Below are 18,780 nucleotides of genomic sequence, written 5' to 3'. Positions count from 1 at the left end.
GACTGTTCGCAGATCGGTGTTTCCGGCCCGGCACAACGGGTCTCAAATGGACATCCGCCCGGCGCATCCCAAGTACTGTCATTGGCGCCAGCGGTGTCCGCCCTGTTCTCCTGCACGAGCACCCAGGCCTGTTCCAGCAAGCACAGCGACCGACAGCTACCCGTCGACCGGACACGGTGGGTCGTAGGCGAACTGGGGAACGTACTGCTCCCACAACTCCGCGTCCAGAACCGCCCTCGTCGTGGAGCAGATGCGGTCCACGGCGTATGCGTGGTCCAAGTCCCACAAGCGAACGACTCCGTCGCCTGATCCCGTGGCCAGCTGGTGATCAACGGGGTCGAAGGCGACCTGGACGTCCGCTTCGCTCGTGGTGGTGAACGGGTCGCCGAGCGGATCTGGGCTGCTTGGCTCGCTCACGTCCCACAGGCGGATCGCCCCGTCGGCACTTCCGGTCGCGAGCGTGCGTCCGTCCGCGGTGAACGCCACCGATGTCACGGAGGCCTGGTGTCCTCCCAACGGTGTGCCGAGCCGTACGACGCGGTCCAAGTCCCGGACGTCCCACAACTGGACGGTCCTGTCGTCGGAAGCCGTCGCCAGCACGGCGCCGTCCGGGCTGAACGCCACCGACAGCACGCCGTCGGTGTGACCGCGGATCGTCTGCGCGCGTTCGGCTCCCGTAGGTGTGACACGCCAGAGCTGGACGGTCTTGTCCGCACTCGCCGTGGCGAGAAGACTTCCGTCCCCGCTGAACGCGATCTTCCGGACGTAGTCCGTGTGCCCGTCCAGGACGGGCTGGAGCGGTCGTGGGTTCGCCCGGTCGGACATGTCCCAGAGCACGGTCGAGTAGTCGTCGTTTCCCGTGGCGAGGAGGTCGCCCCCTGGGTGGAAGGCGACCGCGCCGCCATAGCGGATCTCCCCGGGGAGTGAACCCAGCGCCGCCGGGTGTCCCGGGCCGGCGACGTCCCACAGCCTCGTGGTCCGGTCGCCGGACACCGTCACCAAGGTGCGTCCGCGCAGGTCGATCGCGAGGTGGCTGACGTAACTGGTGTGGGCGGTGATCGGACCGCCGGACGGTTTCGGCAGCCGTGGGTCCGACATGTCCCACAACCTGACCGTCTTGTCGGACGAGCCGCTGGCCAGCACCCGGCCGTCGAGGCTGAACCCGAGTGCGTTCACGGCGGAGTGGTGCCCGACCAGCACACCCGGTGGCAACGACCACAACCGGACGGTGTTGTCGGCGGTGCCGGTGGCCAGCGACCGGCCGTCGGGGCTGAACCCGATCGAGAAGGCGCCACCGCCGTGTGCTGTGAGCGGCTGTCCGATCTGGCTCGCTTGCGTGGGTTCCGAGACGTTCCACAACCGCGCGTTGCCGTCCGACGCCACGCTGGCGAGCTGCCGCCCGTCGGGGCTGAAGACCACCTGCCACACTGACGCGGTGTGGCCCACGAGGGCTTGGCCGACTTCTTCAAGCGCCTGGTCGTTCCCCACCCGCCACAGCCGCACCACCTTGTCCCCGCCGCTGGCGACCAGGCGCCCGTCCGGGCTGAACGCGACGGAGTGAACCGTCGCGCTGTGGGCCTGGACCGCCCATCCGGGCGACACCGGCCGGCCCGGTTCGCCGAGGGTCCACGATCGCACTGTCCCGTCATTGCTCCCGGCGACGACCTTCGCGGAGTCGGGGCTGAAGGCCACCGTCCGCACCGGGCCCGAGGCTCCGGTGAGCGGTTCGCCGGCCGGTGCCGGGTTGCCGCGGTCGCGGACGTCCCACAGGCGGACTGTCGCGTCCTCGTTCGCGGCGGCGAAGGTGTTCCCGTCGGCGCTGAAAGCGACCTGGTAGATCGTGCCGCCCCGGCCGTCGACGGGTGCGCCGAGCGGCTCGGGGTTCCGGGGGTCGGAGACGTCCCACAGCCTCAGGGTCTCGTCGTCGCCCGCGGTGACCAGTGTGCGCCCGTCCGGGCTGAAAACCGCTGTCGACACCCAGCTGCTGTGGCCCGTGAGCGGCGCACCGAGCGGACGGGGGCGGCTCCTGTCCTGCACGTCCCATAACCGGACCGTGTGGTCCTGGCTCGCGGTCGCGAGCAGCCGGCCGTCGGGGCTGAACGAGGTCTGGTAGACGTCCCCGGTGTGGCCTTTCAGCGGTGTCGAGAGAGGGGTGTTCTGCCCGGCCACGAGCCTTGACCGGACCTGTTCGTCATCCGGGCGCAGGCGGTGGGCCACCAGGTCGAGCTGTGCGGCGAGCGAGGGGTCCGTTGCCCGCAGCCGGTCGGCCTCGGCGACGAGCTGGCGGAACTCGGCGTCGTTGCGCTGGTTGAAAGCCACGACCGCCGCGGTCGCCGCGATCAGCGCGAACACGCAGACAGCAGCCACCGCGGCGCGCACCCGCCACGTGTTCCTGAGCCGGTGCTTGGTCGACGCGGCCAGGAAGTCCCGGGCGGTGCGGGTGAGTTCCACCGATCCCGCCCACTGCACCGAGCTTTCCAGCCGTGCGCCCCGGTACAGCGATGACACGTCGCGTCCCTGGACGTCCCAGCTTCGCGCATCGCTCTCGATGCGCTGGCGTACCAGGTTGCCTTCCCTGTCCTGGTCGATCCACTCGCGCAGCCGTGGCCAGGCCCGGAGCAGCGCTTCGTGGGTGATCTCGACGGATCCCGAGTCCAGCGTGACGAGTCGCGAGCGTGTCAGGACCTCCAGGACACGTGTCGCCCGTTCCGGGGAGATCTCCACGAGTTCGTCCCTGGTGGCGCGTCTGCGGGTGTCATTGGTGTCCGAACCCACGTGCACCAACCGGAGGAGCACGGAGCGCGCCGCCGCGCGCTCGGTGTCGGCCAGTTCGGCCCAGGCCCGCTCCGCGGTCGTCGCGATCGCGCCCCGGATACCGCCGGTGGCGCGATATCCGGCGATGGTCAGTTTGCCGCCCTGTCTGCGTTGCCACGTGGCCAGCAGCGCGTGGGACAGCAAGGGCAACGCGCCCGCGGTGTAGGTGGCCTGGCGTCGTCCCCCGCTCACGCCGAGATCCTGGAGCAGGAGATCGACCAGGCCCTGCTCCATCTTCAGGCCGACCTTCCTGGCGGGCAGGGTGATCGCGTCACGCAGTTCCGACACCGTCATGGGCCCCAGCGCCATCGACCGGTTCTGCAGTGCTTCCGCGAGTTCGGGGTGGTCCAGGCAATGCTCGTAGAAGTCGGCGCGAACGCCCAGGACGACCAGCACGACGCCGCTCTCGGAGAGGGCGTGCAGCACCTGGACGAAGGTCCGCACCTCGTCCTCGTCATCGCACGCGGTGAAGACCTCCTCGAACTGGTCCATGATCAGCACCACCCGCGCGGCGCCTTCCCCCGCTCGCCGCACGTGTTCGACGGCCGCGGCGCGCACTGCCGAGGTGAGCCCGGCTTCGTGCGCCTCCGGGGAGACGACGCCCCGAAGTTCGGGGATCCGGCGAGTCAGCTCCGCCAGCGGCTCCGCGCCCGGCACCACGGTGGTGACATGCCAGTCGTCGGCCGCGGCGGAGGCCAGACCGGCTTGCAGCAACGAGGACTTGCCGACACCGGAGGCACCGATGACCATCACGATCCCGCCGGTGTCCGCGCCCTGCTCCAGCCGTGCCGTCAGTTCCGCCGTGGCCTTCCCCCTGCCGAAGAACCAGCCGGAATCCTCCGGCCGGAACGAAGCCAGACCGCGGTAGGGGCACAGTGGGTCTTCCGGCGTGTCCGACGACGAGCCGGTTTCGCGGTCCTGCGTCTTCGCCCGGCTCGACGCGGCCGCTTTCCACCAGTCTTCCCACGCGCGCATGTCGTACAAGCCGTCCACCGGAGGCTGCGGCGTGGCTGAGGAGGCTTTCCGGATCAACGGCACCAGCACGGCGGCCAGTTGTCGGAACCGAGCCGGAACATTGCGACCGCGCCGCCAATCGCTGATGCGCTGCGCGGGGACGACGACCGGCTGGAGCCGGTCGTCCGTCACGCGTGAACTCGCCGCCCAGTGCGCGACCCGACGCAGCGGTGGGTCACCGGCGATCGCCAGCAGAAGGGTGAACCGGTCGGTGAACAGCTCACGGGCCTCGCGGTCGTGTTCGGTCAACCCCCCCACCTCTCAACACTGCTGACCGGCCGGACCGGACAATCCACTTTACTGCCTGACCTGCGCTAATGCGCCGCAGGGTCCCTGCTCACCCGGATCCGCGTCGTAGCGTTCGCCCGTCCCGGTCCGGGGGTGGTCGGTCCGCAGGACCGACCACCGGTCGTCGCCATACGCGAGGTTCGTCGGGATTTCCAGACAGCTCTGAGGAGGACAGCAAGCGTGATCGGGAGCGTCGAGCCGTACGGGCTGCGGGGCGGGAAGCGGGGATCGGAGTGACCGGGACGCGACCGAAGCAGTCCGCTCGCCCGCACCGCCTCACACGCTCTCCCTGGAAGGAGGCCCCATGGCAGCCGAGTTGATCACAGCGGTGATCGTGGACGACCACGCGGTCATCGTGGCGGGCGTGCGGTACTGGTGTGAGCGGGCCGATCCGCCGATCCGTCTCGTCGACGCCGGGGCGCGGCTGGCCGACGTGTGGACCGGGCCGGGCGCCACCGCGGACGTGGTGATCTTCGACCTGGAGCTGGTGCCCGGGACGCCGGACTTCGGTGAGCTTCGCCGGCTGGTCGACAGTGGACGCCGGGTGGTCGTGTACTCGCCACGCGCCGACCATGCGACCGCGACGAAGTGCGTCGACCTCGGCGCACTCGCGTACCTGACCAAGCGTGAAGGTCCGGAGCACCTCGTGCCGGCGATCCGCGCGGCCGCGCGAGGCCTGCCATACACCGTTGCGCCACTGCCCGGCGCGGACGACGCACCCAGCAAGCCGCGCCTGTCCCCGCGCGAGGTGGAGGTCCTGCGTGCCTGGTTCGCCTCGACGTCCAAGGAACTCGTCGCCGCGAAGCTCCACATCACCGTCAAGACCGTCGACACGCACATCACCAGGGCACGGGTGAAGTACGCGACGGTCGGCCGTGCCGCCCGCACCAAGAGCGACCTCGTCACCCGAGCACTCGACGACGGTGTCATCACACTGACCGAGCTCAACCAGGCCGCACTGTGAGGCGGTCCGTCATCGCCGATGTCCGTAAGGCTCCGCCAGGCGAAGATCACCTACCGCCGGGCTTGCGCACGGGTACTGGCGCGAGTCCGGGTTTGCCCGTCCGGGCAGAATGCCCGGACGGAATTACTTTCTGGCACAAGGAACGTCGGGACACGCCGTTACAGTCACCCGATGCGCATCGGACTCGGCGTGGATGAGATGGGACCATCCCTGGAGACGGTCATCGACCAGATGCGCGCCGCGGCCACGGCCGGTCTTGCCGGAGTCTGGCTGGCGCAGCGCACCGGCCGGGACGCGCTGACCACACTGGCGGTCGCCGGAAGGCAAGTGCCCGGCATCGAGCTCGGTACCGCGGTGGTACCGACCTACCCCCGGCACCCGCTTGCCCCTGCGGCTGGCAGCAAGGTACCTCGTGTCGTCGCCGCCACAGTCGCCTGTGTCACGTCCCACGGGGACGATCGCCGGGCATGGGTCGCCGAGCACTTCGGGATGGTCGGACAGATGCCCAGCTACCGCGCCATGCTTGACCGAGGTCGCGCGTCCGGTCCCGAGGACGCGGTCCTCATCGGTGATGAAACCACTGTCGAGCACCAGATCAGCCAACTGTTCGACGCCGGCGCCACCGAACTCGTCGTGATGCCCCTCGGGCGGAAGAGGAACAGACCCGGACGATCGGGCTTCTGACCGAACTGGCTCGCTAGGTCGTGTTTCGAATGTCCCGGTCGATGAGAGTCGGGATCGGGGCGGTTCCTGGCGTCGCCGCGGGATCGCCGCGAATACTGGTTGTCTTTGGGCGGTCCCGCGGTGGCGTCAGGGGCCGCATCCGGCCCGGCTATCGCGATCGGGCATTTGAAACACGGCCTAGGCCCCAGTCGCGCCCCTCGCCGGGGTACGGGCTTCCTTGCCGCCACCCCGAGGCGTGCCGGACCGCGCGGCAGACAGCAGACCGCCGATTTGCTCGTGATCCATTTTTGCGGCATCTTTACGCGCGGTGCGCCGGGAAGTCTGGTCGGCACTCCGCTGCACGGTGGAGCGGAGTCGGGCGAGAGGAGACTTCTCCGTGGTGCTGGTGCTCGCGTTCGGCGTGGTGTTGCTCCTCAGCGTGTCCCTGTCCGGCGTCGCGGCCCGGACGATCCTGTCGACCGGCGCGTCAAGACCACGACAGCAAGTCAGCATGAGCGTCTCGACCGTCGTATCCTGCGGATGTGCAAGCGCGAAACATGGCCGAGGCCTACCCGGTCACCAGCTTGGACGCCGACGCGCTGGAGGCCGCCCGGCTGATGGGCGAGCACCGCATGCCCGGCCTGGTGGTGACGGACACCGACGGCAGGCCGCACTCAGTGCTCGGCGCGTCCCAGGTGGTGCGGTTCCTGGTGCCGAGCTATGTGCAGGACGACCCGGCGCTGGCCGGTGTGATCGACGAGCAGTTCGCCGACAAAGTGGCCACCAAACTGTCCGGGCACACCGTGCGGGAACTGCTGCCCAAGGACCGGCCGGAGCTGGCAGTCGCGGAGGCCGACGACACGATCATCGAAGTGGCAGCGGTGATGGCACGCATGCGCTGCCCGTTGGTCGCGGTCGTCGACAAGGGCGAGATCCTGGGGGTTGTCACCGCGTCCCGGTTGCTGGAGCTCGCTCTACCGCGCTGAGGAGTGACCGGTGATCGCCGTCGCGGTCGCCGTGTTCGTGGTGGCCTACATCCTCATCGCCACCGAGAAGGTCCATCGTCTGATGGCCGCGCTCGGCGGCGCCGCGGTGCTGCTGGCGCTCGGCGTCGTGGGCTCCGAGGACGCCTTCTACTCCCACGAGACCGGCATCGACTGGGACGTCATCTTCCTGCTGCTCGGCATGATGATCATCGTCGGTGTGCTGCGCAAGACCGGTGTCTTCGAATACGTCGCCATCTGGGCGGCCAAGCGGGCGGGTGGCTCGCCGCTGCGCGTGATGATCCTGCTGGTCCTGATCACCGCCATCGCCTCGGCGTTCCTGGACAACGTCACCACCGTACTGCTGATCGCGCCGGTCACCCTGTTGGTGTGCGAACGGCTCGGCATCAACCCGGTGCCGTTCCTCATCGCCGAGGTACTGGCGTCGAACATCGGCGGCGCGGCCACGTTGATCGGCGATCCGCCGAACATCATCATCGGCAGCCGGGCGGGCCTGTCGTTCAACGACTTCCTCGTGCACATGGCCCCGATCATCGTCGTCGAGCTGATCGTGTTCACACTGATCCTGCCGCTGTTGTTCCGTGGCTCGTTCACGGCTGACCCGGAACGCATCGAGGGTGTCATGGCGCTCAACGAGCGTGAGGCGATCCGGGACAAGCGGCTGCTGGTCAAGTGTGGTGTCGTGCTGCTGGCGGTGTTCGCGGGGTTCGTCGGGCACTCCGCGCTCCACATCGAACCGTCCATTGTGGCTCTTCTCGGCGCGGGCGTGCTCGTGCTGATCTCCGGCCTGCGACCGCGGGACTACATGGACGGCGTCGAATGGGAGACGCTGCTGTTCTTCGCAGGCCTGTTCATCATGGTCGGCGCACTGGTCAAAACAGGCGTCATCGGCGACCTCGCGACTGTGGCCACCGAAGCGACAGGCGGCGACGCTCTGCTGGCGGTCATGCTGATCCTTGGCGTCTCCGCGGTGCTGTCCGGCATCATCGACAACATTCCCTACGTGGCGACGATGAGTCCGCTTGTCCAACAACTGGCCGGCAGTGTCGCGGACCCCGCGCAGTCGCAGGCTCTGTGGTGGTCGCTCGCACTGGGAGCGGACCTCGGCGGCAACATGACCGCCGTCGGCGCCAGTGCCAACGTCGTCGTGCTCGGCATCGCCGCCAGAGCCGGCAGTCCCATCAGCTTCTGGGAATTCACCAAGAAAGGCGTGATCGTCACCTTGATCACCATCGTGATCGCGGCGCCCTATCTCTGGCTGCGTTACTTCGTATGGTGATGGTGAACCAGGTCAGGCCGGTAACTTCAGCACGCGATCACCGAGCACGGCGGCCGTCGTGATTCCGTTGCCCGGCGGGAAGCGATACGCTCGATGGACGGTCGTCGAAGCCCGCATGAGAATGGACACGCCATGTCCGAAATGATCTTCCCGCTCATCCTGATCGCGGCGTTCGTGCTGATCGCGTTGATGTTGCGGTTCCTGGAGCGAAAACGGCGTTGAGCGAAACCTCCTGCGTACTGATCAGATCGCACTGCTCCAACGAACGGTCCTCGTCGGCTGGCGCGGCGCCGGACACTCACCTTGCACGGGGACGACGGACTCGCGCGCCTCGTCAGTGCCGGATGGTCATCGTCGCCGAGCCCAGCGCCGCGAGTAGTTCTACGCCCCCTACGGCGATGAGTACGAAAGAGTTCCCATCGTGACGACCGTGATGATGGACGCGACCGCTGCAACTTGCGGCCTCATCCATCGACAACGACTGGACAAACACTCATGGCCGTTGACGACAAGGTCCTGGTCCCGTGCCTCGGTTGTGCCGTACGGCTCTTCCGGTGACGGTTCCTGTGGCCATGGTGCGGGCAAGGACGTCGAGATCATGGTGTTGCGGCGGGCTGCAGCGGCAACTCTGCGACGCCAGGGTGCCGTTCAGTTCCGATCGACGGGGCGCCACTCGCGGCGCTCCTGCACCGACGGTGCACTGGCAAGGCGAACGCATCGCGATCATGATCAACGACACGCTCGCCCGCCAGCGCACTCGGGATTATCAGTACGCGTTCAATGACCGATCGAATAAGTCCGTCCACGATGCCTGGACATGAACAGCCGCCAAGAACCGGCACATCGAGTCACGAGGGTCAGGCGTCAATGATGTACGTAAGGATGAGATCCGGGATCCGGCCGCCACCCACCCAACGGGTTTTCGTCACGAAGCCGCCGATCTCGACCAGCGCGGGCGCCTCGTAGCGATCCGCTGTCGTCTCGTCCATGCTCTTCACCTCCTTCCTCGTCAGCGAAGGGAACTGAAGCTCGATCTGCACGAGAGGGCCGCCAGCGCTAATCCCCAGCCAGCTTCCACTTCAGCGCGTCCCCAGGGGCAGGCTCTGTCGGGCTGGTAGGTGGCTGCTCTGTCGCCATGGCGTCCTCTTCCACCAGGCTGAGCAACTCGTCGACGTCGAGGTCATGGATGGTTGTGGCGAGTTCGCGTGCCACAGCCGTTGCCCGCGCCCCTCGCTCTGCGATCGGCCCTGCCTCAAGCCTGGTTCGGACGTCTTGCAACGCACGTTCGAACATCGCGAGCATGAGGTCCTTCGTCTCCGGCTCCTGGATGACGAACGACACGTGTGTGCTTGTCTCGTCGGTAGCGCGTGCGGTGTGTGCCACTCCCGGTGGCATGTAGAGCGCCTCGCCACGGCGGAGGGTGAGGTGCGTGACCTCGGTGCTTGGGCCGTCGCCGACAAGAGCGCCAGTGGCCCACCAGTTCGTCGGCGCGTTGCGTTCCACGTGCCACTCTTTCGAGCCGGCTGTCTGCACGGCGATCACGTGCTGGCCGTCTCGGTGCCAGGCGAGTCCTGGATTGTGCGCAGGTGTGTGGAACACCGTCACGTCGCACCGGGCGCGCAGCGCCGACGACAGGCGCGCGGCGATCTCACCGAGCGAGCCGATCCACCGGTGCGCCTGGTAGAGCATCACGGTGGCTCCGTCGGCTACCAGTGCCCTGGCCTTCGCTCCGTCCAACTGCCCGGCGTCCGGGTCCGCTGATGGCACCGCGCCGACGGTGACTGCCCGATCGGGGACCTGTTTGCCGTTGCGTGCGAAGGAAATGTACGGCGGCCGAAGTCCCTCCGTCGCCAGCAGTCGGTCGATCGCGATCTGCTCGACGGAGGCGAGCAAGGACGGTGCGACCGGTACCGGGGTCGTCCGGACTCCCCAGGCCGACTCGATGTTCGCGTTCTGCGTGGTGAGCAGATCGAACCCGTGTGACACAGTCATTGTGGTGCTCCTGTCACGATCTCGGCCGGATCACGACCATTCGGTGGAACTGGTCGACTTGCTCGGTGTCCTCGTCCACGGGTGTGCCGTCGACCTGGACCCAGGCGTGGGCCCGGAATGGTTCGGTCCGCACTCCCACGCACCATTCCGGCCAGGTGCCGCACAGGCGGCACAAAAGCGCGGTGGCGATCGACCGCTGCAGACACCACGGTCCAGTGCAGAGCACACTGGAGAACAGGACGGCGTTGCGCGCCTGGTGGGTTTCCCGGACCGTGCTCGCACGGGCACCCCGGCGCAGGACATTCAGCAGCGCGAACTGGCGCTCGGGTGACAGCTTCGCGATGACTAGGGCTAGCAGGACTGCGAGCCGCGCGAGCGGGCGCATCCACAGCGGTGGCGGAGCATCCGCTGTCTCGTTGACCATCGGCGCGCTCATCGAGCGATCAACTTCGCGGCTCGCAGTTGCCGGACCAGCTCAGTCACATCTGACAGGGCGTGGTCGGACGCGTCGGGGTACTTCTCCTGGAGCCGGCTCGCCGCCGACTCCACAGACTCCCCGCTCAGCAGCAGCCGGACCGTCTCCGATCCCGTGCCGTTGAGCTGCCAGTACCGTCCGGTCCGCTGGTGCAGGAACACCATCCCGTCCTCGGACTCGACCATCGTGACAAACGGGGACAGTGCTATACCTGGCATGAGAGACCTCCTGTTCGTTGGGTCATCGCAGCCGCAGGCCGGTCTCGGCAGGCAGCGACCGGAGCCATGCCTCGCAGGCCAGCGTGTTCTCCAACGGGCCGATGTTCGCGGGGTCCGGCATGATTCCCGAGAGCACGCGGCGGAAGCCTGCGGGATCGACCAGGCCCATCGCCACGAGATGCGATTCCTCGCACATCTGGCGCATCCGGTCGAGATGGCGCTTGCGGCCGGCGTAGGTGTCCACTGTGAAATGGCCCTTGGTGGTTCTATCGAGGATGTACTCGGGCACGATCCCGCGCATGGCGGCTGCGAGGAGCGGTTTCGTGCGGCCGACCACGTGCCGGTCCGCCAGCCGGACGGACAAGGCCGCTCGCACGACCTGGTCATCAAGGAACGGTGCTTCGAAACTCACCCCGGAACGCGCCCCGAGCGTGTTCGCGAACCGGACGATCGATCCGTTCACCAGGATGGAGCGCAATGTGTCGTGCTGGAACGGGACCGGTGAAAGGGGTTGGGGATTGGTCACCGCACAGCCGCAGAGCGTGTCCCGGACCAGTTCGGCGGCCTGTCGGGATGCCCATGCGGGCAGGTGTGGATCCGGTTCCCACCCCACCTGTGACTCGAAGTCGGGCGGGGACAGCAGCCCGTCAGCTGACCGGTGCAACCACTCGGCGTAGGGCGGAAAAGGACGGACCACGCGCAGTGTCGTTGTGAGGGACCAGCGTCGCATGGCGCGGATCGCACGGATTGAGCGCAGCGATCTGATCGGGTTCTGCTGGGCGAGCGCGTTCACGTACGTCGTTCCCGTGGCCGCGAGTTCGTCGCTACCGTGCCCTTGGATGTGGCTGGTTGCGCCGCGCGCGGCCACCAGCCGGGCGACATCGTCGACATAGGCCCGCATGGCGATGAACGGTGGCGGCTCGTCCACCTCGAGGTCGTCGCGATCCAGCGAGTCGTAATACAACACGGCGGTGTCCCTGTCGAGCACGACGTGTTCGGCATCGGGCAGGGCCGTTTCGGCTCGACTGGCGAAAGCCTCATCGGGATTCGTCGGATCCATGGGCTTGCGACGTACGGTCACCAGCCGACCGCCTTGCCCGGCGGCGATGAAGCAGAGGCTCGTCGAGTCCATCCCCCCGGAGAGGTCGGCACCGACGACCGGTGCGGTACCCGTTCGTGCCGCGACCGCTGCGACGAGCGCTTCCCGGAACCGGTGAGCAGCCTGCTCTATCGGGATATCCGGCTCCGGCGGGCTCCACCACCGCACCGGTTCGGCGGTTCCGTCCGGGCGTAGGCAGAGGTAGTGCCCGAAGGGAACGCAGTCGATCTCCCGCCACACACTGCGCTCGTTCAGCGGCCACGGTGGCACGTAGCAGAGCAGGTGCATCGCGACGTGCTCCTCGGCCAGGGTCAGCCTGCGCAGTTCGCGCAGCGGTGACACCCGGTTCGCCACCACCCTGATGCCGTGCACCGACGTGGCGAAGAGTTGCCGTGCGCCGGAGAGGCTGCCCTGAACCCTGACGACCCCGTCGATAGCGGCCACCAAGTGAAAGCACCCCGCTGTCCGCTCCACCAGCCGATCGAACTGCCGCAGATCACTGACCTTGCCGAGCTGCGCTGCAAGCTCCGGTTCGGTGGTGCGCGCGCAACCGAGCAGCGCGATCCTCGACGCACCGGTCTGGGCACCGATGACAACACCAGCGGGCCAACGGCCAGCCAGCCAAGGCCGACCGGAGTGGTGATATAGCGTGTTCTCCCGGTACCTCTCGGGGAGCCGGGCGTACACCTCGTCAGCGGCGGGGTGATCCGGCAGGACAACGAACTCCATTCTCAGGTCCCTACTGTGTCGGTGGTCTACGTTGCTGCCGTGTCAGTGCCGATCCGTGCCGCGGTCTGGTCGTCGGTGACCCGGGACAGCGCCACCGACGACCAGACCGCGCTCACGACATCAACCGCCGAATGTGCAGAAGAAGTCGGGGACCCAGCCGACGCAAACCCAGCGGGTCTTCTCGGAGAAGCCACCGATCTCGACCAGCGCCGGCGCTTCGTAGCGAACCTCTGTCGTCTCAACCATCTTTTTCACCTCCTTTCTCGTGTCAAGGTGGACCTACCAGTCGGATGGGTCGTGGCGCGGCCACTACACCCATCCCGCTCAGGGCACTGCCGACGATGGATTCAGCTCCAGCGGCGTATTCCGCGTGGTGTGCGGGATTCCTTCGAGGCAGCCGCGGCATGCGACCTCCGGCAGAAACGCGACGAGGCCAAGCGCCTGGCCCGCATCGCTCCGATCGGCCTTGGCATACCCGTCATCGCAGCACCGCGATGACCTCAGCTCCTGCTGGATCACGAACCGCATCGGTTAACACCCTGCTTCCGGCGTAAGCGGACATGACGAGACCGTGGCGGGGATTGACGGCGGGAACGCCGTTCGACGTGCAGCAGCTGTGAGCGCCGATCCTTTCTGACCTACCTGGCAGAAGAACCGGTGGCGGCTAAACCGGTTTGCCACACTTGGGATCGCGGTTCGCGTCACTGGTGCACAGTTTGACTTTCACCGATTTCTCCTGAGGAAAGATCCTGTCCTCGCCTGAGGCGCCTAATCCGCCGGTTACCTCAAAAATTTCGTACTCGTTGATGCTCGTCACGAGCCACGCCTCGACCCGCCGCCCGTCCTTCGCGGTGTCCTCCAGGTACAGGTGGATGTTCGCGTGGTACTGCTCGATGCAGATGTCGTACCGCATCAGGGCACCCGAGATCGTCGTGGTGCCCCATCGGCTACCTTGCCGGCAATCCTCGCTCGTGGATTCGTTGGTAACCGCCCCGGCGGACCCGGCGCCCACCAGCACAAGGCTGAGAGCACTGGCAGTCGTGACGATGGCTCGGACTGTTTTACGCATGGCTATACCTCACTTGGGGACTCAGCGTTGCGGGAAATAGCGGCGGGCGGTGCCCGCCGGAAGAGCTTGTATTCATCCGCGCAAGTCAGCGTGGCCGAGGCGTGATCGGAAGCAGTGTAGTTGTGCACTCCGACGCCGGTTGAGTGAAGCCGCGTACGAAAGGTGCAGTCGAACTTTCACTTGTGGTCGGGTTCTTTCGTTGGATGAGGGTTGTTCTCCAGCCAGTCGGCGCACCGTCGGAGGCAACGTCGTCACTGATCAAGCGCGCTGGTCAACGTTCGCCGCCGTTCCGGATGCGCCGCCATGTCTCAGGATCGACGATGCCATTGCCGAACCAGCCGCACTCGCGCTGTGCAAATCTCACGCATACCCGCCCCTCCACCGAAATGCCGTCGAGCGGGCCCGCTGTAGTAACCCCCCAGTCAAGCAGGCACTGAATCTCGCGGGCGACGCCCAAATCGCCATCCACTACGACGACGTTCCCGGCCCAACTGTAGTCCGCAGTCAACCCACGTAGTCGGCGGTCGTCCGCCACCAGACCAGGCACCGCGGCTGAACGCCGGAATCGATCATCGGATCACTGTGCGCAGCGTGGCCCTCAACCGCGGCTGACTCTACGGTCGTCGTCGCGCTGGCCACCGACGCGACGAGGCAAGCACGAGTCGCACCGCCTCACACTCCACTTCATGTCAGCTTCCTCCCCCATTGCCACTTCTGTGTGACGTCGATCCACATCGTTGACCTTCCCTCGGTGTGGACCAGTTGATTCCTTACTACAACGATTGTCGTGGCTGGCCGTGGTTGGAACGTGGCTATAACGTGGATGTGAATTCGGTGCCGCTGCTCCCCCGGATTCGCTTGCCGCTGGGGGCGTCACAGGTACGAGCTTCGCTTGCTGGGGAGGCAGTGTGGAGTTCTGGGTGTTGGGCCCGTTGGAGGTACGGGATCAGGGCCAGGTGGTAGATCTGGGCGCGCCGCGGGTCCGTCTGGTGTGTGGGCTTCTGCTGGCCCGACCGGGTGATCTGGTCGCGGTGGAGCAGTTCGTGGACGAGTTGTGGCCTGATCAGCCGCCGCCGGATGCTCGGGCGTTGGTGCGAGGCTATGTGTCGCGGTTGCGGCGGGCGTTGCGATCCGGCCCCAGTGGCGCAGACCGGGTGGTGACCCGAAAGCCCGGTTATCTGCTGCAGGTTGAGGATCAGGAGTTGGACGTGCAGCGGTTCGAGCGGCTGGTTGCCGAGGCACGGTCGGCTCGGCAGGCCGGGCAACCGCGCCGCAGTGCCGAGTTGTTCCGTCGGGCCCATCAACTGTGGCGAGGTAGTCCGTTCGCCGACGTGCCCCATGCGGCGAGCATTGCGGCCGTGTCGACGTGGCTGATCGAACATCGACTGACAACGCGGGAGGAGTGGTTCGACGTCGCGCTGGCGGCCGGTCAGGACGCGGAGGTCGTCACCGAGTTGACCGAGTTCGTCACGGCGCATCCGCTGCGGGAACGCTCGGCCAGTCAACTCATGCTGGCCCTGTATCGGTGCGGCCGGCAGGCCGAGGCCTTAGAGCAGTACCAGCGAACCCGACGCATCATGGCCGACGAGATCGGTGTCGAACCCGGTGCCAAGTTGCAACACCTGCACCAGCGAATCCTGAACGCCGACCCGACCCTGGCCAATCCCACCGACCCACCCGACGTGGTTGAAGCGGACGACGCGGCGGCCACTTCGACGAGCGCTCCGGCCACAACCTCTGCGTCGCTGGAAGGCGAGCATGAGAGCAGACCCGGTCGGCCGGCACGCGAGTCGACTGAAGTTGTCGCATGGCGGCAGCTACCGATGGATATCGCCGAATTCACCGGACGGCAGGCAGAGCTGGCGACGTTGCATGGACTGGCTGACGTCGGTGAGCCGGATCTGCCTACTGCGGTTGTCATATCCGCTATCGAGGGCATGGCAGGCGTGGGCAAGACGCGCCTGGCGGTTCATCTGGCACACCGGCTGATCAACCGGGGACGGTATGACGACGTTCAGTTGTGGACCGATCTGCGTGGGTTCGATGCCGACCACCCGCCTGCCGATCCAGCAGACGTACTGGAAAGCTTCCTGCGGCTGCTTGGTGTTCCGGGTGACCACATACCCCCCGATGTGGAGTCGCGGGCGGCGTTGTATCGCGATCGGCTCGCGGAAAAACGAGCGTTGATCTTGCTCGACAATGCGGTACGCGAAGAGCAGGTTCGTCCTCTGTTGCCAGGCCGGCCCGGCTGTTTCGTACTCATCACCAGCCGCCGAAGCCTATCCAGCCTGGATGGTGCGCACGCCATGCGCTTGGACGTCCTCTCCCCCGAGGAAGCGGTCCAACTCATGGCCCAGATCGCGACGGACGACAGAATCGCCACTCAGCGACACGCCGCAGCACGAGTGGCGAATCTGTGCGGGCACTTGCCGATCGCGCTGACCCTGGCCGCTCGTCGGCTGCGAACCCGACCGCGCTGGACGGTCTCCGACCTGGCCGACCGACTGGCGGGTGACGCCGACGGACTACAGAGTGTGTCGCCACAGACGCGTGGCCTCAACAGCACGTTCGACCTGTCATACCGCGCGATCTCGGCTGATCAGCAGCGCATGTTCCGGCTGCTGGGTCTCCACGTCGGCAACGACATCACCGCGGAGTCGGCGGCCGCGTTGGCCGGATGGACACGGCGGCAGGCGGAGGAAGTGCTGGAAGCGCTGTTGGACGAGCACCTACTCCAACAGGAAATTGTCGGCAGGTACCGGTTCCACGATCTGATCCGCCCCTATGCCCGCCACCTCGCCGATACTGAGGAGACCTCAGGCCAACGCGTGCAAGCGCTGCATCGACTTCTCACGTGGTACCTGCATGCCGCCGCGGCCGCTCATGATGTCTTCGACCCCCACCGAACCCGCATCACAGATCTGGAATTACTCCCGACCGAGTGCACCGTACCCAAGTTTCGTGATTACGAGCAGGCACTTGTCTGGTACGAGGCAGAGCGAGCGAACCTCGTCGCTGCAATCCGTGCCGCTCATCCACATGGGCTGCCAGAGGTGGCGTGGCAACTCGCCTGGGTGATGATGAGCTTCTTCTACCGTCGCAGCTACTGGGACGACTGGATCTCCAGCTACCACACAGGGCTGGCAGCGGCGCAGGCCGTCGGCAACCAGCACGGCGAGGCCACAATGTACAACGGTCTTGGTGTCGCGCACAGCGACCTAAGGCAGTACACCACCGCCATCGACTGCCACGAGCGTGCACAGATCATCTTCGAGAGCATCAACAACCAGCGCGGCCAAGCCTGGAACCTCAACAACCTCGGCGTCGTCTACGTTGACCTCCACCGCCTCGACGAGGCAGCCGACTGCTTCCAGCGCGCCCTGCCGATTTTCCGCAGCATCGGCGACACCCGAGGCGAGGGCATCTGCCTGAACAATCTCGGCGACACCACCCGCCGGCTCGGCGACACCGAAGCCGCCATTACCTATCTCACCGATGCGCTGGCCATCCAACAACGACGGGAAGACCACGGTGGCCTGCAATTCACACTCACCACGCTCGGTGATCTCCACCAGGACACACACCAGTACGACATCGCTCTCGAGTACTACAAGCGTGCCATGACCACCAGCCGGCAACTCGACGATCAACGCACCACCGCCCGCACCCTCACCAATCTGGCCAAAACCCACCGTGCCCTCGGAAACATCCCTGCCGCCATCGATCACTGGCGCCAGGCCCACACCATCTTCACCGACCTCAGCGACCCTCAAGCGGACGAAATCGCCGACGAACTCACCGAAGCCATCTGGTCGGAACGCTGACCATCGGTGAGTCAGGAGCCAAGGTTTCGTGCTGCTCGTCACTCTGGTTGATCTCGGGCCAGATCAGAACCGCAGTACCGACACGCGTGCGCCGGTCAGTTCGGTCACCTGAGTCCGGCCGATACGGAGACCATTGAGCACGCGGTCATGCGACCCGTTAATGCTGCTGAGTGATTGTCCGGCACGATCCGGTCAACAGGGGACGCTGCGCTCCCAGCGCACCTACGGTGTCTCGCCGGAGAGGTGCCTTACATGATGAACGGCCACGTTCCAACGGAGGAACCCGACCTGCGCAAGACCCCCAAGGCGACCACACCCGGAGAGGCCACGGCCTTTCGTGTACTGACCGTGGCCGCCACCGTTGGTGCGGCGCTCACGACCGTGCCGACGGCGGACACGGCCTCATCGGCGATCTACACGGTGAGAGTCGTGATCCTCGCCGTCATCAGCGCCGGGCTGGCTCCTCAACTGTTGGAAGTTGTGAAAAAGCTGCCGTACTGCCAGTTCGTGGTCGTGCTGATCGCGTTGGCGTTGGCGGCTGTGTTGTCAGCGCTGATCGTCCTAGACGAGTAAGTCCTAAGTCGGTGCGGTGTCTGGAGATGGACGAAGGGTGTTCAAGATCAGTTTGTGACGACCGACCTGAACACCCTTACGTCCGGTTCTCCAAGGAGTTCCGCAGCGTCGTCACAGACACCCTGCGCGACGGCGGCCTCCCGTCTGATGCTGTCGGCCGTCTCACCAAAGTACTTGAGAACTAGATGACTGATTCCGTGAAGATCACGTGAAGTGAGGCCGGGGCGCGGACATGAGAGGAGGGTGTTCAAGATCAATGTGTGACGAAAGAACTGAACACCCTCCTGACCGCACTCTACGTGCTGGTCGACGATCACGTGGTACCACCCCGCACCGGACGCGGCCGTCGGCCGTTGCTGTCCGACAGCGAGCTGATCACCTTGGCCGTGGCTCAGGTGCTGCTGCGGTACCCCAGCGAGCGGCGCTGGATCCGGCATATCCGTTCCAGCGCCGAGTGGCAGGTCATGTTCCCGTACCTGCCGGAGCAGTCCGGCTACCACAGGCGGCTCAAGAACGTCCATCCGTTGCTGTGCAAAGCGATTCTTGTCCTGGCGGCGTGCTGCCCGTCCTGGTTCGACGATGTGTGGATCGCCGACGCCACCCCTGTTCCGTGCGGCATGTCGCGCGAGACGGTGAAACGCTCGGACCTGGCCGGCTGGGCGAACTACGGCTACTGCGCCGCGCATTCCCGGTTCTACTGGGGCCTGAAGCTCTACCTGGTCTGCACGGGCGACGGGATGCCGATCATGTGGTGCCTGGCCAACCCGAAGCTCGG

At 66.4% G+C, this 18,780-nt stretch carries 16 protein-coding genes; 7 read left to right on the top strand and 9 right to left on the bottom strand.

Annotated elements, in window-relative coordinates; genetic code table 11:
* Positions 1 to 156 precede the first annotated feature (156 nt).
* Positions 157 to 4,077, bottom strand: coding sequence for an nSTAND1 domain-containing NTPase (locus tag GC106_RS39430; RefSeq protein WP_173141165.1), 3,921 nt, complete (start codon positions 4,075 to 4,077; stop codon positions 157 to 159).
* A gap of 343 nt (positions 4,078 to 4,420) precedes the next feature.
* On the opposite strand from GC106_RS39430, the gene GC106_RS39425 reads away from it, so the two are divergent.
* The 4 genes from GC106_RS39425 to GC106_RS39410 all read left to right on the top strand — a co-directional run bounded on the left by GC106_RS39425 (position 4,421) and on the right by GC106_RS39410 (position 8,026).
* On the top strand, positions 4,421 to 5,080 hold the full coding sequence (locus GC106_RS39425; protein WP_173141163.1) for a response regulator transcription factor: 660 nt from the start codon (positions 4,421 to 4,423) through the stop codon (positions 5,078 to 5,080).
* Between the two features lie 171 nt (positions 5,081 to 5,251).
* Positions 5,252 to 5,764, top strand: a complete 513-nt coding sequence (locus tag GC106_RS39420) for an LLM class flavin-dependent oxidoreductase (RefSeq protein WP_217281529.1) — start codon at positions 5,252 to 5,254, stop codon at positions 5,762 to 5,764.
* Positions 5,765 to 6,285: 521 nt separating this feature from the next.
* Complete coding sequence (locus tag GC106_RS39415) at positions 6,286 to 6,729, top strand: CBS domain-containing protein (RefSeq protein ID WP_173141161.1); 444 nt, start codon at positions 6,286 to 6,288, stop codon at positions 6,727 to 6,729.
* Between the two features lie 10 nt (positions 6,730 to 6,739).
* Positions 6,740 to 8,026: an ArsB/NhaD family transporter gene (locus tag GC106_RS39410; protein WP_173141159.1), complete on the top strand. Its 1,287-nt coding sequence runs from the start codon at positions 6,740 to 6,742 to the stop codon at positions 8,024 to 8,026.
* 857 nt (positions 8,027 to 8,883) lie between these two features.
* On the opposite strand, the gene GC106_RS39405 is transcribed toward GC106_RS39410, so the two are convergent.
* The 8 genes from GC106_RS39405 to GC106_RS39370 form a co-directional block, all read right to left on the bottom strand.
* Positions 8,884 to 9,015, bottom strand: coding sequence for a lasso RiPP family leader peptide-containing protein (locus GC106_RS39405; protein ID WP_173141157.1), 132 nt, complete (start codon positions 9,013 to 9,015; stop codon positions 8,884 to 8,886).
* Positions 9,016 to 9,082: 67 nt separating this feature from the next.
* On the bottom strand, positions 9,083 to 10,018 hold the full coding sequence (locus tag GC106_RS39400) for a JmjC domain-containing protein (RefSeq protein ID WP_173141155.1): 936 nt from the start codon (positions 10,016 to 10,018) through the stop codon (positions 9,083 to 9,085).
* A gap of 13 nt (positions 10,019 to 10,031) precedes the next feature.
* Positions 10,032 to 10,454 carry a lasso peptide biosynthesis B2 protein gene (locus GC106_RS39395; protein ID WP_246367884.1) on the bottom strand — a complete coding sequence of 141 codons (423 nt, stop codon included), beginning with the start codon at positions 10,452 to 10,454 and terminating at the stop codon, positions 10,032 to 10,034.
* Positions 10,451 to 10,711, bottom strand: coding sequence for a lasso peptide biosynthesis PqqD family chaperone (locus tag GC106_RS39390; protein WP_173141153.1), 261 nt, complete (start codon positions 10,709 to 10,711; stop codon positions 10,451 to 10,453). The genes GC106_RS39395 and GC106_RS39390 overlap by 4 nt, the downstream gene beginning before the upstream one ends.
* 22 nt (positions 10,712 to 10,733) lie before the next feature.
* On the bottom strand, positions 10,734 to 12,539 hold the full coding sequence (locus GC106_RS39385) for an asparagine synthase-related protein (protein ID WP_173141151.1): 1,806 nt from the start codon (positions 12,537 to 12,539) through the stop codon (positions 10,734 to 10,736).
* Between the two features lie 120 nt (positions 12,540 to 12,659).
* Positions 12,660 to 12,785: a lasso RiPP family leader peptide-containing protein gene (locus tag GC106_RS39380; RefSeq protein WP_173141149.1), complete on the bottom strand. Its 126-nt coding sequence runs from the start codon at positions 12,783 to 12,785 to the stop codon at positions 12,660 to 12,662.
* 78 nt (positions 12,786 to 12,863) lie between these two features.
* Positions 12,864 to 13,067 carry a hypothetical protein gene (locus GC106_RS39375; RefSeq protein WP_173141147.1) on the bottom strand — a complete coding sequence of 68 codons (204 nt, stop codon included), beginning with the start codon at positions 13,065 to 13,067 and terminating at the stop codon, positions 12,864 to 12,866.
* 136 nt (positions 13,068 to 13,203) lie between these two features.
* Positions 13,204 to 13,608 (bottom strand): hypothetical protein, encoded by a 405-nt coding sequence (locus GC106_RS39370; protein WP_173141145.1) that lies wholly within the window; start codon positions 13,606 to 13,608, stop codon positions 13,204 to 13,206.
* A 908-nt stretch (positions 13,609 to 14,516) separates the two neighbouring features.
* Here GC106_RS39370 and GC106_RS39365 point away from each other — a divergent pair.
* The 3 genes from GC106_RS39365 to GC106_RS48405 form a co-directional block, all read left to right on the top strand.
* On the top strand, positions 14,517 to 17,432 hold the full coding sequence (locus GC106_RS39365) for an AfsR/SARP family transcriptional regulator (protein WP_173141143.1): 2,916 nt from the start codon (positions 14,517 to 14,519) through the stop codon (positions 17,430 to 17,432).
* Between the two features lie 252 nt (positions 17,433 to 17,684).
* Complete coding sequence (locus GC106_RS39360) at positions 17,685 to 18,005, top strand: hypothetical protein (protein WP_173141141.1); 321 nt, start codon at positions 17,685 to 17,687, stop codon at positions 18,003 to 18,005.
* Positions 18,006 to 18,265: 260 nt separating this feature from the next.
* Positions 18,266 to 18,780 (top strand): transposase family protein (locus tag GC106_RS48405; protein WP_512698689.1); only part of this gene is annotated, 515 nt, incomplete at its 3' end.

Source organism: Kibdelosporangium persicum, from assembly GCF_013280595.1.
Taxonomy (GTDB): domain Bacteria; phylum Actinomycetota; class Actinomycetes; order Mycobacteriales; family Pseudonocardiaceae; genus Kibdelosporangium; species Kibdelosporangium persicum.
Note: the sequence above shows the minus strand (reverse complement) of the source record. Positions and strands in the feature narration are given on the sequence as shown.